Annotated in this window: 14 protein-coding genes; 8 read left to right on the forward strand and 6 right to left on the reverse strand. The window is 66.3% G+C overall.

Annotation, left to right across the window (positions count from 1 at the left end; genetic code table 11):
* The first annotated feature begins 16 nt into the window (after positions 1 to 16).
* The 4 genes from PXD02_RS02620 (at position 17) to PXD02_RS02635 (ending at position 3,505) form a co-directional block, all read left to right on the forward strand.
* Positions 17 to 460, forward strand: coding sequence for a VOC family protein (locus PXD02_RS02620; RefSeq protein WP_275105406.1), 444 nt, complete (start codon positions 17 to 19; stop codon positions 458 to 460).
* 136 nt (positions 461 to 596) lie between these two features.
* The gene (locus PXD02_RS02625; RefSeq protein ID WP_275105407.1) at positions 597 to 1,517 is read left to right on the forward strand and encodes an arsenic resistance protein; all 921 of its coding nucleotides are present in this window, start codon (positions 597 to 599) and stop codon (positions 1,515 to 1,517) included.
* On the forward strand, positions 1,501 to 2,604 hold the full coding sequence (locus PXD02_RS02630) for a CobW family GTP-binding protein (RefSeq protein WP_275105408.1): 1,104 nt from the start codon (positions 1,501 to 1,503) through the stop codon (positions 2,602 to 2,604). The genes PXD02_RS02625 and PXD02_RS02630 overlap by 17 nt, the downstream gene beginning before the upstream one ends.
* A gap of 19 nt (positions 2,605 to 2,623) precedes the next feature.
* Positions 2,624 to 3,505: an NAD(P)/FAD-dependent oxidoreductase gene (locus PXD02_RS02635; protein WP_275105409.1), complete on the forward strand. Its 882-nt coding sequence runs from the start codon at positions 2,624 to 2,626 to the stop codon at positions 3,503 to 3,505.
* 43 nt (positions 3,506 to 3,548) lie between these two features.
* On the opposite strand, the gene PXD02_RS02640 is transcribed toward PXD02_RS02635, so the two are convergent.
* Positions 3,549 to 4,712: an S-(hydroxymethyl)glutathione dehydrogenase/class III alcohol dehydrogenase gene (locus PXD02_RS02640; RefSeq protein WP_275105410.1), complete on the reverse strand. Its 1,164-nt coding sequence runs from the start codon at positions 4,710 to 4,712 to the stop codon at positions 3,549 to 3,551.
* A 127-nt stretch (positions 4,713 to 4,839) separates the two neighbouring features.
* Between PXD02_RS02640 and PXD02_RS02645 the strand changes: the two genes are divergently transcribed.
* Complete coding sequence (locus PXD02_RS02645) at positions 4,840 to 5,856, forward strand: GlxA family transcriptional regulator (RefSeq protein ID WP_275105411.1); 1,017 nt, start codon at positions 4,840 to 4,842, stop codon at positions 5,854 to 5,856.
* A 28-nt stretch (positions 5,857 to 5,884) separates the two neighbouring features.
* Here PXD02_RS02645 and PXD02_RS02650 read toward each other — a convergent pair whose 3' ends face one another.
* The 4 genes from PXD02_RS02650 to hisI form a co-directional block, all read right to left on the reverse strand.
* A complete protein-coding gene (locus tag PXD02_RS02650) occupies positions 5,885 to 6,682 on the reverse strand; it encodes a class I SAM-dependent methyltransferase (RefSeq protein ID WP_275105412.1) in 798 nt (265 codons plus the stop codon).
* Positions 6,683 to 6,768: 86 nt separating this feature from the next.
* On the reverse strand, positions 6,769 to 7,968 hold the full coding sequence (locus PXD02_RS02655) for a CobW family GTP-binding protein (protein WP_275105413.1): 1,200 nt from the start codon (positions 7,966 to 7,968) through the stop codon (positions 6,769 to 6,771).
* Between the two features lie 38 nt (positions 7,969 to 8,006).
* Positions 8,007 to 8,243, reverse strand: a complete 237-nt coding sequence (locus PXD02_RS02660) for a hypothetical protein (RefSeq protein WP_275105414.1) — start codon at positions 8,241 to 8,243, stop codon at positions 8,007 to 8,009.
* Positions 8,244 to 8,286: 43 nt separating this feature from the next.
* Positions 8,287 to 8,751 (reverse strand): phosphoribosyl-AMP cyclohydrolase, encoded by a 465-nt coding sequence (hisI, locus tag PXD02_RS02665; protein WP_275105415.1) that lies wholly within the window; start codon positions 8,749 to 8,751, stop codon positions 8,287 to 8,289.
* A 133-nt stretch (positions 8,752 to 8,884) separates the two neighbouring features.
* On the opposite strand from hisI, the gene PXD02_RS02670 reads away from it, so the two are divergent.
* The 3 genes from PXD02_RS02670 (at position 8,885) to PXD02_RS02680 (ending at position 11,172) form a co-directional block, all read left to right on the forward strand.
* Complete coding sequence (locus PXD02_RS02670) at positions 8,885 to 10,108, forward strand: GTP-binding protein (RefSeq protein WP_275105416.1); 1,224 nt, start codon at positions 8,885 to 8,887, stop codon at positions 10,106 to 10,108.
* A gap of 87 nt (positions 10,109 to 10,195) precedes the next feature.
* Positions 10,196 to 10,849 (forward strand): DUF1826 domain-containing protein, encoded by a 654-nt coding sequence (locus PXD02_RS02675; RefSeq protein ID WP_275105417.1) that lies wholly within the window; start codon positions 10,196 to 10,198, stop codon positions 10,847 to 10,849.
* Positions 10,846 to 11,172: a DUF6525 family protein gene (locus tag PXD02_RS02680; protein WP_275105418.1), complete on the forward strand. Its 327-nt coding sequence runs from the start codon at positions 10,846 to 10,848 to the stop codon at positions 11,170 to 11,172. The genes PXD02_RS02675 and PXD02_RS02680 overlap by 4 nt, the downstream gene beginning before the upstream one ends.
* Before the next feature lie 404 nt (positions 11,173 to 11,576).
* Here PXD02_RS02680 and PXD02_RS02685 read toward each other — a convergent pair.
* Positions 11,577 to 12,364, reverse strand: a protein-coding gene (locus tag PXD02_RS02685) for an IS5 family transposase (protein WP_275103592.1) whose coding sequence is annotated in 2 segments (ribosomal slippage) — positions 11,577 to 12,025 and positions 12,025 to 12,364 — 789 coding nt in all. Because the reading frame shifts where the segments join, the coding sequence is not laid out codon by codon here.
* Positions 12,365 to 12,371 lie beyond the last annotated feature (7 nt).

Raw genomic sequence — 12,371 nt, forward strand, 5'->3', positions numbered from 1 at the left:
AACAGGGAAGACACGCATGTTCAGCCATATCATCCTGGGCGCCCGTGACCTGGACCGGCAGACGGCCTTCTACGATGCCGTCCTGCCGCATCTGGGGCTTGTCCGCCAGCCGGCCGAACCCGATGGCGGCCCGGCGGGCAATTGCTGGACGCAGCCGGGCCGGGACTGGCCGCAATTCTGGGTGCAGCTGCCCTGGGACGGGCGCCCGGCCACCTGCGGCAACGGAACGCAGGTCAGTTTCCGCGCCGAAACCCGCAAGGCCGTCGATGCCGCCTGGACCGCCGCCCTTGCCGCGGGCGGGCAGGACGAGGGCGCGCCGGGGCTGCGTCCCCATTACGCCCCCGACTATTACGGTGCCTATTGCCGCGACCCCGAGGGGAACAAGCTGTGCATCCTGCACATGGACGCCTTCGCCCCACGGCCCCGGCCGCAGCCCGAAACGCCGGTTTCCGGCCTGTGAGACCGAGGGGAAGATGACGTCGTCCGATCCAGTGGCCTCGGCAAAGGCGGCTTCGGGAAAGGCCGGGCCAGGACAGGAAAGGCCGGGCCTGGGCGCAACGGCCCTTTTCGTCGGCGCGATCGGTCTGGGTTCGGCCATGGGCTGGCTGGATCCCGCAATCGGGGACAGGCTGTCGGGCGCCATCGATCCGGTCCTGACCGTTCTGGTCTCTCTGCTGTTCTTCGAGATCCGGCCGCAGGCCCTGGCCTTGGGATTCGGCAACCTGCGCTTCATGGCGCTGGCCTGGGCCGCCAATTTCCTGATCGTGCCGCTGATCGGCTGGGCCATCGCCTCGCTGTTCCTGTCCGGCCAGCCGCTGCTTTTCACGGGGCTGGTGATCTATTTCATGTCGCCCTGCACCGACTGGTTCCTGGGCTTCACCCGCATGGCGCGGGGCGACACCGCGCTTGGCGCCGCGCTGATCCCGGTCAACCTGATCTCGCAGCTTCTGCTGTATCCGGTCTGGTTGTGGCTGTTCACCCGCCACAGCGGGATCGTGGATGCCGCCGCCATCCCCGACACGCTTCTGCGGTGGTTCCTTGTCCCCCTGCTGCTGGCGCAGGGACTGCGCTTCGGGCTGGAACGGCTGCTGCCCGCCCCGCTGTTCCACCGCGTCGCGCATGGGTCGGGGCAGGCGGTGCCGCCGGTGATCGCCGCGCTGATCCTGCTGATCTTTGCCGCCAATACCCGGATCATCGCCGATCACCTTGCCGCCTTCGGCACCATCCTGATCGCGGTCTTCCTGTTCTTCGTCGCCACCTTCCTGATGGGCGAGGCCGTGGCCCGGCTGGCCCGGCTGCCCTATCCGCAGCAGGCATTGCTGGCGATGACCACCGCCGCGCGCAATGCCCCCCTGATGCTGGCCGTGACCGCCGCGGCGATTCCCGGCCAGCCGCTGATCCTGGCCGGGATCGCGATCGGGATGCTGGTGGAATTTCCCCATCTGGCGGCGCTGACCCAGATTCTGCTGCGCCGCAGCTCACGTCATCGAAAGGCTCGCCATGGCACGACGAAATGAACAATCCGCGATCCCGGTCTTTCTGCTGACCGGCTTTCTGGGCGCGGGCAAGACCACCCTGCTGAACCGCATCCTTGAAAATCCGGCCTTTCGCGACACGGCGGTGATCATCAACGAATTCGGTCTGGTCCCGGTCGATCACGACCTGGTGCGAGAGGGCAGGGAGCACCCGGTGGTGACCACCACCGGCTGCATCTGCTGCACCGTGGGCAGCGATCTGCGATCCTCGCTGGACGAGCTTCTGGTGATGCGGCGAAAGGGCGGCCTGCCGCCCTTTTCGCGCATCATCGTCGAGACGACCGGCCTTGCCGATCCGGCGCCCCTGATCAACAGCCTGATCCCCGGCGGCCTGCCCGCCCTGTCGCTTCGCGACCATGCGGTGGCGCGCGCCTTCCACCTGTCGGGGGTGATCACGGTCGTCGATGTCCAAGGGATCGGCGACGTGCTTGACGCCCATCCCGAAAGCCTGAAGCAGATCGCCTTTGCCGACCATGCCGTGCTGACCCGCACCGATCTGGCCCCGGCGGGCGACTGGCCCGCGCGGCTGGCCGCGATCAACCCCGCGCTGCGGATCCAGGATGCCGCCGCCCCGGATTTCGATATGGCGGCCCTGCTGGCGCCCGGCAGCTATTCCGCCTTTGGCAAGGGCGAGGGCGTGGCCGACTGGCTGGCGGCCGAGGGGACGCACGATCACGGCCATGGGGGCCATTTCCACAACCTCAACCGCCACGGCAACGTGCTGGCGATCCCGCTTCTGCGCGACGATCCGGTCGATGGGCGCGCCCTGCGGCAGCTCCTGGCGCGGCTGACCCAGACGCCGGGGAACGGCCTGCTGCGGATCAAGGGCCTGGTCGCGCTTCAGGACGATCCGTCGTCCCCGGCGGTCGTCCATGCCGTGCAGCACCGGCTTTATCCCATCGAGCGGCTGGATGGCTGGCCGAATGGCGAGGCGTCCAGCCGCCTGGTCCTGATCGGCACCAACCTGGACGAGGACGCGCTTCGCCGCGAATTCGCCGCCCTATCGGGCAAGCCGCAACCGTTTCTGACCATGGCGTTCGAGGCGTTCAGGCGCGGCGCCGCAAGCTGATACAAAGAAAGACGGACACATGAAACATGACGTTATCGTCGTCGGCGGCAGCTATGCCGGGATGGCCGCGGCCCTGCAACTCGTCCGCGCGCGGCGTTCGGTTCTGATCGTCGATGCGGGCCAGCGTCGCAACCGCTTTGCCAGCCATTCCCATGGCTTCCTTGGCCAGGACGGCGTGGACCCGGCCGTGATCTGGGACACGGCGCGTGAACAGTTGCTGCGCTATCCGACGCTGACCTGGGTCGAGGCGACCGCCACCAAGGCCGAGGGCCGGAAGGACGATTTCCATGTCGCCCTGGAAGACGGTGCCCGCCACGGGGGCAGGCGCCTGCTGTTCGCCACCGGCGTCCGCGACATCCTGCCCGACATTCCGGGGCTGGCGGAACGCTGGGGGAAAAGCGTGTTCCTTTGCCCCTATTGCCACGGCTACGAACTGGACCGGGGCCGGATCGGGGTGCTGGCGACCGGGCCGATGGCGCTGCATCAGGCGCAGTTTCTGCCCGAATGGGGCCAGGTCACGCTGTTCACCAATGGTGCGGTGACCCCCGATGCGGACGTGCTGGCCGATCTGGCGGCGCGCGGCGTCGGCGTCGAGGATACCCCCGTCGCGCGGCTGGAGGGCGAGGCCGAGGTGGTGCTGACCGACGGGCGGCGGCTGTCCTTCGCCGGGCTGTTCACCGCCGCCCGCAATGTCCCGGCGACGCCCCTGGCCGAAGACCTCGGCTGCGAGCAGGAGGAAACCCCCTTCGGCAGCCAGATCCGCACCGATGCGATGAAAGAGACCACGGTGCCCGGCGCCTTCGCCTGCGGCGATGCGGCGCGGGTGCCGCATTCCGTCTCGCTTGCGGTGGGGGACGGGGCCTGGGCCGGGGCGCAGCTGCATCGGTCGCTGGTGTTCTGACTGACGCGCCCCGGACATGGCGCATGTCCGGGGCGCGGCGCGTTCAGGCCGGGACGATCTTGCCGGGCAGGCTGTTGACCCGCATCGTGTCCTGCGGCTGGTAATGGATGACCGAACGGATCGATTCACCCGCGTGCAGCAGATCGAAGGCGGTGTTGATCTGATCGTGCGTCATGTTGTGGGTGATATAGGGATCGACGCTGAAATCGCCCCGCAACCATTCGTCCACCATGCCGGGCAGTTGGCTGCGCCCCCTGACGCCGCCAAAGGCCGAACCGCGCCAGACCCGGCCCGTGACAAGCTGGAAGGGACGGGTGGCGATCTCCTCGCCCGCGCCGGCGACGCCGATCACGGTGCATTCGCCCCAGCCCTTGTGGCAGGCTTCCAGGGCCGAGCGCATGACATTGACGTTGCCGATGCATTCGAAGGAATAGTCCACCCCGCCATTGGTCATGTCGACGATGACCTGATGGATCGGCTGCTGGAAATCCTTGGGGTCGATGCAGTCGGTCGCGCCCAGGCCGCGGGCCAGCGGGAACTTGTTGGGGTTGGTGTCGATGCCGATGATGCGGCTGGCGCCGACCATCTTCGCCCCCTGGATCACCGCCATGCCGACCGCGCCAAGGCCGAAGACCGCGACCGTGGAACCGGGCTGGACCTTGGCGGTGTTGCGCACCGCGCCCATGCCGGTCGGGATGGCGCAGCCCATGACGCTGGCCTTGGCCAAGGGCGCCTCGGTCGAGATCTTCGCCACCGAGATCTCGGGCAGCACCGTATATTCGCTGAAGGTGCTGGTGCCCATATAGTGGTGGATCATCTTGCCCTTGTAGGAAAAGCGCGAGGTGCCGTCGGGCATCACGCCGCGCCCCTGCGTTTCGCGGATGGTCTGGCACAGGTTGGTCTTGCCGGACTTGATATAGGGGCAGTTCGGATCCTCGGGGATATACAGCGGGATGACATGATCGCCCGGCTTGACCGAGGTGACGCCCCGGCCGATTTCCTCGACGATGCCGACGCCCTCATGGCCCAGGATGGCCGGGAACAGCCCTTCGGGATCGGCGCCCGACAGGGTGAACATGTCGGTATGACACAGGCTGGTGGTAACGATGCGGACCAGAACCTCGCCGTCCTTGGGGCCTTCGAGGTCGATTTCCTCGATTTCTAGGGGGCGGTTCGGTTCCCATGCGATGGCGGCGCGGGTTTTCATCTTGGCAATCTCCTCAACTTGCGCTTGGTGAGGTAATGTTATTACGTTCCCTCCGTCGCGGGAACGTCGCGGGGCAGTCGATTTCGGACAGAGTTCCCGACGCTCGGGCCAAAGGGGAAGACAGCCGATGACAGGATCGGAACGGCAGGGGGTGCCCGGCAGGGAAAGCCACCGCGTGCATATCGTCATCTATCCCGGTTTCAAGTCGATGGAGGCCGTCGGCCCGATCAATGTGCTGAGCTATGCCAACCGCCATCTGGCCGCGCGCGGCGATCCGCGCCGCTACGACATCGTCCTGGCCGCGCCCGAACCCGGCATGATCCCCTCGGACACGCCGATCTCGCTGGAGGCCGTTGCCGGATTGCCGGAGGACGGATCGCTGGCCACGGTGATGATCGCCGGGGCGGTGGAGATCGAGGCGGTGCTGGCGCGCGAGACCGGGCTGGTGGACTGGTGCCGCAGGCGGGCCTTTGACGCCGAACGCTTTGCCGCGCTGTGCTCGGGGTCGTTCTTCCTGGCGGCGGCGGGGCTTCTGGACCGGCGCCGGGCGGCGACGCATTGGAGCGTGGCGGACCTGCTGCGGCGGCGCTTTCCCCATGTCCGCGTCGATGCCGACGCGATCTTCGTGCAGGACGGCAGCCTGTGGACCTCGGCCGGGGTGACGGCGGCGATCGACCTGGCGCTGGCCTTCGTCGAGCAGGATTTCGGCCGCGACCTGGCGCTGGCCGTGGCGCGCGATCTGGTGATCTATCTCAAGCGTCCGGGCGGGCAGTCGCAGTTCAGCGCCGCCCTGACCAGCCAGATGAGCGGCCCGCCGGGGATGCGCGACATCCAGGCCTGGCTGCTGGCCAGCCTGGACCAGCCGCTGCGCATCCCCGACATGGCCGCCCGCGCCGGGATGAGCCCGCGCAACTTCACCCGCCTGTTCACCGCCGAACTGGGCACCAGCCCGGCCAGCTATCTGGAACGGGCGCGCTGCGAACGCGCCAAGGCGCTGCTGCTGGACAGCGAGCTGCCGATGAAGGCCATAGCCTTCCGCTGCGGCTTCACCTCGGACGAGCAGTTGCGCAAGGCGTTCCTGCGCCGCTTTTCGCTGACGCCGCGCGACTATCGCGACCGCTTCAGAACCACGCGGCAGGCGTGACGGGCGGATGGCGGGCGATCCGGCGCGATCAGGGCCGCCGTCCGAAGACGACGTAATTGTCCAGCATCTGCCAGGCGGTTCCGACCTCGGCAAATCCGGCATGGCGCAGGGCGGCGATGTGGAAATCCACCGGGCAATCCTCGCCGCTGCCGGCGCGCTTGGGGGGCCGGGCGGCGTAGAAGGCGTCCCGTTGCGCCTTCAGCGGGGCCAGTCGGGGGATGCGTTCCGCACGCTGCCACCACGTCGCCCAGTCGTCCTCGCCGCTTTTGACCGCCGCTTGTTCGATGCGCTGCCTTATCGTCTGGGCGATGGACCGCAGGGTCGGCCAGCGGGCGTCAAAGCGCATATGGTCGCCGTTCATGACGATGCCGCCCGATGGCAGCAGCTCTCCGGCCGCGCCATAGAATTCGGCCAGCTCTCCCGGTGTCAGCCAGTGAAGCGCGGTGGTCGAGACCAGGGCGACCGGCGGCGCGGCCCCCATCGCGCGCGCGGCATCCAGCACCTTTGCGGCCCAGTCCGGCCGGGCAAGATCGGCCTCGATGACGCGCAGGCGGTCCCGATGCGGTTCAAGCGCCACCCGCGCCATGTCCAGCAGCATGACATCGGCATCCACCGCGACCACATGGGCGGCGGGAAAGCGTTCCAACAGCCGCTGGCTCAGCGATCCGGGTCCGCAGGCGGCGTCGATGACCGTGAAACCGTCGCCGAAACATGCGGCCAGGATCTCGAACATCACGCCGAAGCGTTCTTCGCGCTGCTCGATATAGCCTTCCTGCTGGCGGTCCCATTTGTCCAGAAGGTCCAGGATGTCCTGATTGCCTGCCATCGGATTTCCTTTCCGTCCCATCCATCGGACGCTTTTCTAGAAGACCCTGCCCGCGCCTGGAAGGGCTGCCTTCCGCTTGGCGACGATCAGCCCTGCGACAGGCTGGCCACCGTCGAGGGCCAGGGGTCATCGAAGGCCGCGCCCGCTTTCCAGGCCGCGATCTCGTCCGGCGTGCAGAAACAGTCCCGCACGGCGGCGACGAAATCATCCAGCCCGTCGCGGTCGCCGATCACCGTCAGCCGGCAGCGGCGGTCGCCGAATTCGGGCGACATGCCGGCCAGCCGCTGCCGCATGTCCGCGCGTTCCTGGGGCAGCAGGTTCAGGCTTTCGTCCTCCAGGGCCGCGATCTTCCAGTAGTTGACGATTTCCAGCCCGATGCTGCCCGCCGTCTGGTTCCACAACAGCTGCAACCGGTCGCGGGACGGCAGCCAGAAGAAACCCTTGCTGCGATAGATGCCGATGCCAAGGGAATGGTTGTAAACCTGCCACAGGCGTCGCGGATGGAAGGGCCGGGGATCCGCGATCACCCTGCTGTCGATCCGATAGCTTTCCGGCCCGGACATCGACCGGGTGCCATGGGCCTTGTCCCAATCGGTCAGTTCGGCCCCAAGGGTAGCGACCCGCGCATGGTCATAGGGCGGCAGCGCCAGCACATCCGCCAGCCGGACATTGCCCCATTGCATCCCCATGATGTCGGCAAAGGGGTTGATCGGATGGATGGCCTCGGCCACGGCGCGCAGGGTTTCGCCGGTCACCTTGTCCATCTTGCCCAGCAGGATGCGGCTGGCGAACATGATCTGTTCGGCCAGCAGGTTCTCGATCCCGCGCCGCCCGGATGCAAGGTTCCGCGAGGCGGCGGGCCGGATGGCGCGGCCAAGATCGTGGTCCCGCGCCAGCGTCAGCGTATCCACGACCGACAGGAAGCCGTGCAGCCGCAGGCCGGGATGCGCCTCGATCGCCTGCAACAGCGGCCAGGGATGGGTGCTGCCCGAGGTCTCGATGAGGATATGCGTGGCGCGGCCCTGGCCCGTCACCTGGCCCACCGCGCGGGCAAAATGGTCCAGTCCCCGCGTGCCGCTGATGCTGCCTGCGGGAATGGCCGCAAAGCGCGGATCGCGGCGCGAGATCACCTCGGACGTGTCGAGGATCGCGCCATCGACGTCCAGTTCGCTCATCTCGTTGACGATCACGCCGATCCGCAGGTGCGGCATTCCCCTGGCCTGAACCAGCAGGCTTTGCAGCAGCGTGGTCTTTCCCGCGCCCAGAAACCCGTTGAGGATCGTCACCGGAACCCGCGGCGTGGGTTTTTCACGCGCGGAAGGCGTCACTGTCTTGCGGCGCCCCGCGCGTCCGCCAGCCGCGATTCGGCCTGACGGAACCAGGCGAGGGTGCGGGCGTGATGGGCCGGTCCCCATCTTTCGATGAATTTCCCGGTGTGGAAATCGTGGCCGTCCTCCAGGGCGGCGATCCGGCCTGCCAGATAATCCGCCGTCAGCGGGATGCCGCATTTGACGGTGATGCAATGTTCCCATTCTTCATAGGTCCGCGGCACGAAGTCCATGTCTGCCTCATGTGGCGTGGGGGGTGGGGGGTGGGCGCGTTCGTCAAAGCTGTGTCGGATTGGGGGCATCGCCATAGACCGCGACGGGATCGAAGACCTTTTCCCCTTCCGTGAAGGCAAGCCTCGGCTGCTGGTCCCCGCCCAGCGGCACCGCGCGATAGAAGCAGGAACGATAGCCGACATGGCAGCTTGCGCCGCCCGCGATCTCGACCCGCAGCCAGATCGCGTCCTGATCGTCGTCGATGCGCATCTCGACGATCTTCTGGACCAGGCCGCTGCTTGCCCCCTTGTGCCAGAGGCATTGGCGCGCCCGGCTCCAGTAATGCGCCTCGCCGGTCTGGATGCTCAGCGTCAGCGCCTGGGCGTTCATGGCGCCCATCATCAGCACCTCGCCGGTCGCGGCATCGGTGGTGACGACCGGGATCAGCCCGTCGGGTCCGAATTTCGGGGCAAGATCGTGGCTTTCCTCGACCTGTTCGACGGTGAGGCGGGGGGAAAAGATGGACATTCTGCTTTCGTATCTGGGCTGGGGACAATGACGGCATCCGCGAGGGCCGGTGGCCGGACAGAAAACGGCATTGCGGGGTCGGGTGATTCTCGCTAATCAAGTAACGTGATAACATTACACTTACGAGGATGCCATGCCGATCAGCCAGCAAAGCCGCGACAAGCGCTTGCCCGTCACCGTCCTGTCCGGCTTCCTGGGAGCCGGAAAGACCACGCTTCTGAATCACATCCTCAACAATCGCGAAGGCCGTCGCGTCGCCGTCATCGTCAATGACATGTCCGAGGTCAATATCGACGCCGATCTGGTGCGCGACGGGGCGGAACTGAACCGGGCCGAGGAAAAGCTGGTCGAGATGACCAATGGCTGCATCTGCTGCACGCTGCGCGACGACCTGCTGCAAGGGGTGCGCAAGCTTGCCGAGGAAGGGCGCTTCGACTATCTGCTGATCGAAGGCACCGGCATCGCCGAGCCTCTGCCCGTCGCCGCGACCTTCGATTTCCGCGACGAGAACGGCGACAGCCTGTCGGATGTCGCGCGGCTGGACACGATGGTCACGGTGGTCGATGCGATCAACCTGACGAACGATTTCGCCAGCGACGACTTTATCGCCGAGCGTGGCGAGAGCCTGGGCGAAGAGGACGAACGCACCCTGGTCGACCTGCTGACCGACCAGATCGAATTCGCCGATGTCGTGGTGCTGAACAAGGCCACCGATGCCGGACCCGAGCGGCTGGACAGGGCGCGCAAGATCGTGCGGGCGCTGAACCCGGACGCCAGGCTGATCGAGACGGATTTCGGGCGTGTCGAGGCCACGGCGATCTTCGACACCGGCCTGTTCGATTTCGACAAGGCGCATCTGCATCCGATGTGGGCCAAGGAACTGTATGGATTTCAGGACCATGTGCCGGAAACCGAGGAATACGGCATCTCGTCCTTCGTCTATCGTGCCCGCAGGCCGTTCCATCCCCGCAAGATCCACGACCTGTTCAACGGCGACCTGCCCGGCGTGATCCGCGCCAAGGGGCATTTCTGGATCGCCAGCCGCCCCAACTGGGCGGTCGAGTTCAGCCTGGCGGGCGTCGTCTCGTCGGTCAGGCCCCTGGGCGGCTGGTGGGTGTCGGTGCCGCGCGAACGCTGGCCGACCCATCCCGATGCGCTGAACGAGGTGCGAAAGGTCTGGGAAGAACCCTGGGGCGACCGGCGCCAGGAACTGGTGTTCATCGGCTCGGGCATGGACAAGGACGCGCTGATCGCAAGGCTCGATGCGGCCCTGGTCGATGCCTGGGACTTTACCCCGCAGGCCTGGGCGAACCTGCCCGATCCCTTCCCGCAATGGGGGCAGCGCCGGGTCGCCTGAACGGGATGGCCGACGCACGGGGGCGGGAAGACGCCCCCGGTGACACCGCCGCAAGCGCGGCACCCCAGCAAGGAACGTCACAGGCATATGTCAAGGACCGATATCGCAAGCCCGCCCGCACCCGCCGAGGCCCTGCGGCTTCTGGAATCCGCCAGCGGGCTTGCCCTGCAACAGATCGCGCAGCCGGGCATCGGCGCGGCGGTCTGGCGGCGCGACCGCGCGCCCGCCTTCGCGGAATGGGTCGAGACCATTTCGCCCGGACACCTGCCCGCCCTGCGTGCCCTTGTGGATTTCCGGGCGGTCGAGAACTGCATCCATGCCGCCTGCGACCTGTCCGGCCTGCCTGCCGGACCGATGCGCGATCTGCTGGCCAGCGACATCGCGGCGCTGGCGCTGATGTTCGCCCGGATCATGCGAAATCCGCTGATGCATATCCGCTTCGAAGCCGTGACGACGAATGCCTGCCGCAAGTTCCATGTGGATCAGATCCCCGCGCGCCTGCTCTGCACCTACCGGGGACCGGGCACGCAATTCGGGCTGAAAGACGACAGCGGCGAGGTTGCCTTGGCCGGAGAGATGCGGACCGGAGACGTCGCGGTGCTGCGCGGCGCGCTTTGGCCCGGCAAGGAGGCCACACGGCTGCTGCACCGTTCCCCGCCCATTGAGGGGACCGGGGACGTGCGCTTGTTCCTGGCGCTCGATCCCGCCGTGGACACCGCCGGGGCACGGAGGCTGCATTGACGCGCAGCAATCTGGCCACCTCTCTGCGCCGTCGCTACAGGGCGTCGTCGATCGCGCAATATGACCGCTTGCCCCCGGAACTGCGCCACTGGCTTGCGCAGGCGGTGCTGCCGTGGAGTCCGCAGTCCGTCCTGCGGCTGTGGCAGCGCCTGATCCGGGACGCCCGCGGCGATACGGCGATCGTGCTGCAAAGACTTGATCTTGCGGAACAGCGGATGCTGGCGAAGGATCGGCCCCGTGTCTGGGGCGATACCGATCCTGCCGACCCCTGCTTTCAGAACCAGGGCAGGAAAATGGGGCAGACAAAGAGGGCAGGGACCTGACACCCAGACCAAGGCGGAAAAAAGACCGCGCGAAGCGGCATCTGACAAATCGCGATGCGCGCCTTTGCAATATCCCAAGAAAACAGTTTCGGGGGCGCCAGGACTGTCGCCGGCCGCGTCGGCACGGTTGGGGAAGGGTGAAAACCATAGTCCAGCCATGCGGCGCATGGGGAAGCCATGTGACCGGAACAGCCCCATGGCTGAAGTTCCAAGTCCGGTTTCAAACAGCCCAAACCAGAAAATTTCGAGATTTCGGAAGGTCAGTATCAAAGCGGATAAATTGCACGAATTTATCGTTGATCGAATTCACCAGGCTTTCCGCCGGCTTCTTTGGCAATTGATATACCCATGATATAAATCTTGCCATAACAATCCATCCGTGTTTTCCTTGTAATCACCTTAGGTCATGTTGACAAATGGCGGAGCCAGATGCGGATCGAGGTGATGTCGATGAAGCCCAGGAAGCTCTCTGCGGTTTTGTCGTAGCGGGTGGCGACGCGGCGGGCATTCTTGAGCTTGTTGAAGCAGCGCTCGACGAGGTTGCGCAGCCGGTAAAGGGTTCGGTCCACGGCCACGCGCAGCTTGCGGGACTTTCGCATCGGGATCACCGGCACGACGTTGCGCGCCTCCATGGTTTCTCGAACCCTGTCAGAGTCATAGCCGCGATCCGCCAGCAGGACGGAGGGCTCTGGCAGGTTGTCGTCCATGATGAGGTCAAAGCCCAGATAGTCCGATGTCTGGCCCGGCGTGATGTCCGACCTCATGGGCAGGCCTGCGCCATTGACGCGGAGGTGGATCTTTGTCGTGAAGCCACCTCGCGAACGGCCAAAACCCTGTCGCGGAGTCCCCCTTTAGCGCCCGCTGCCTGATGATGGGCGCGGACCACGGTGCTGTCGATCATCTGCAAGGCCGCTGGAACCACCCCGCTCTCGTTCAGGGCCTCCAGTATCCCTTCCCACAGCCCGGCCAGGGTCCAGCGCCGGAACTGGCGGTAGACCGACGACCACTTGCCGAACTCTTCCGGCAGGTCACGCCACGGCGAACCTGTGCGGGCTATCCAGAAAATCCCATCCAGAACAAGACGATGGTTCATGGGTTTGCGCCCGTTCGGTGCGCGGACGGCCAGAATGAAGCGTTCGTGAAACGCCCATTCCTCGTCAGACATCAGGTCTCGTGCCAAGCTGGTCTCCATCGCAGAT

Source organism: Paracoccus sp. S3-43, assembly GCF_029027965.1.
GTDB lineage: Bacteria > Pseudomonadota > Alphaproteobacteria > Rhodobacterales > Rhodobacteraceae > Paracoccus.

Bases quoted from the DNA above. Each gene is read 5' to 3' on its own strand.
- PXD02_RS02620 (WP_275105406.1), top strand. From the start codon at position 17: ATGTTCAGCCATATCATCCTGGGCGCCCGTGACCTGGACCGGCAGACG.
- PXD02_RS02625 (WP_275105407.1), top strand. From the start codon at position 597: ATGGGCTGGCTGGATCCCGCAATCGGGGACAGGCTGTCGGGCGCCATC.
- PXD02_RS02630 (WP_275105408.1), top strand. From the start codon at position 1,501: ATGGCACGACGAAATGAACAATCCGCGATCCCGGTCTTTCTGCTGACC.
- PXD02_RS02635 (WP_275105409.1), top strand. From the start codon at position 2,624: ATGAAACATGACGTTATCGTCGTCGGCGGCAGCTATGCCGGGATGGCC.
- PXD02_RS02640 (WP_275105410.1), bottom strand. From the start codon at position 4,712: ATGAAAACCCGCGCCGCCATCGCATGGGAACCGAACCGCCCCCTAGAA.
- PXD02_RS02645 (WP_275105411.1), top strand. From the start codon at position 4,840: ATGACAGGATCGGAACGGCAGGGGGTGCCCGGCAGGGAAAGCCACCGC.
- PXD02_RS02650 (WP_275105412.1), bottom strand. From the start codon at position 6,682: ATGGCAGGCAATCAGGACATCCTGGACCTTCTGGACAAATGGGACCGC.
- PXD02_RS02660 (WP_275105414.1), bottom strand. From the start codon at position 8,243: ATGGACTTCGTGCCGCGGACCTATGAAGAATGGGAACATTGCATCACC.
- hisI (WP_275105415.1), bottom strand. From the start codon at position 8,751: ATGTCCATCTTTTCCCCCCGCCTCACCGTCGAACAGGTCGAGGAAAGC.
- PXD02_RS02670 (WP_275105416.1), top strand. From the start codon at position 8,885: ATGCCGATCAGCCAGCAAAGCCGCGACAAGCGCTTGCCCGTCACCGTC.
- PXD02_RS02675 (WP_275105417.1), top strand. From the start codon at position 10,196: ATGTCAAGGACCGATATCGCAAGCCCGCCCGCACCCGCCGAGGCCCTG.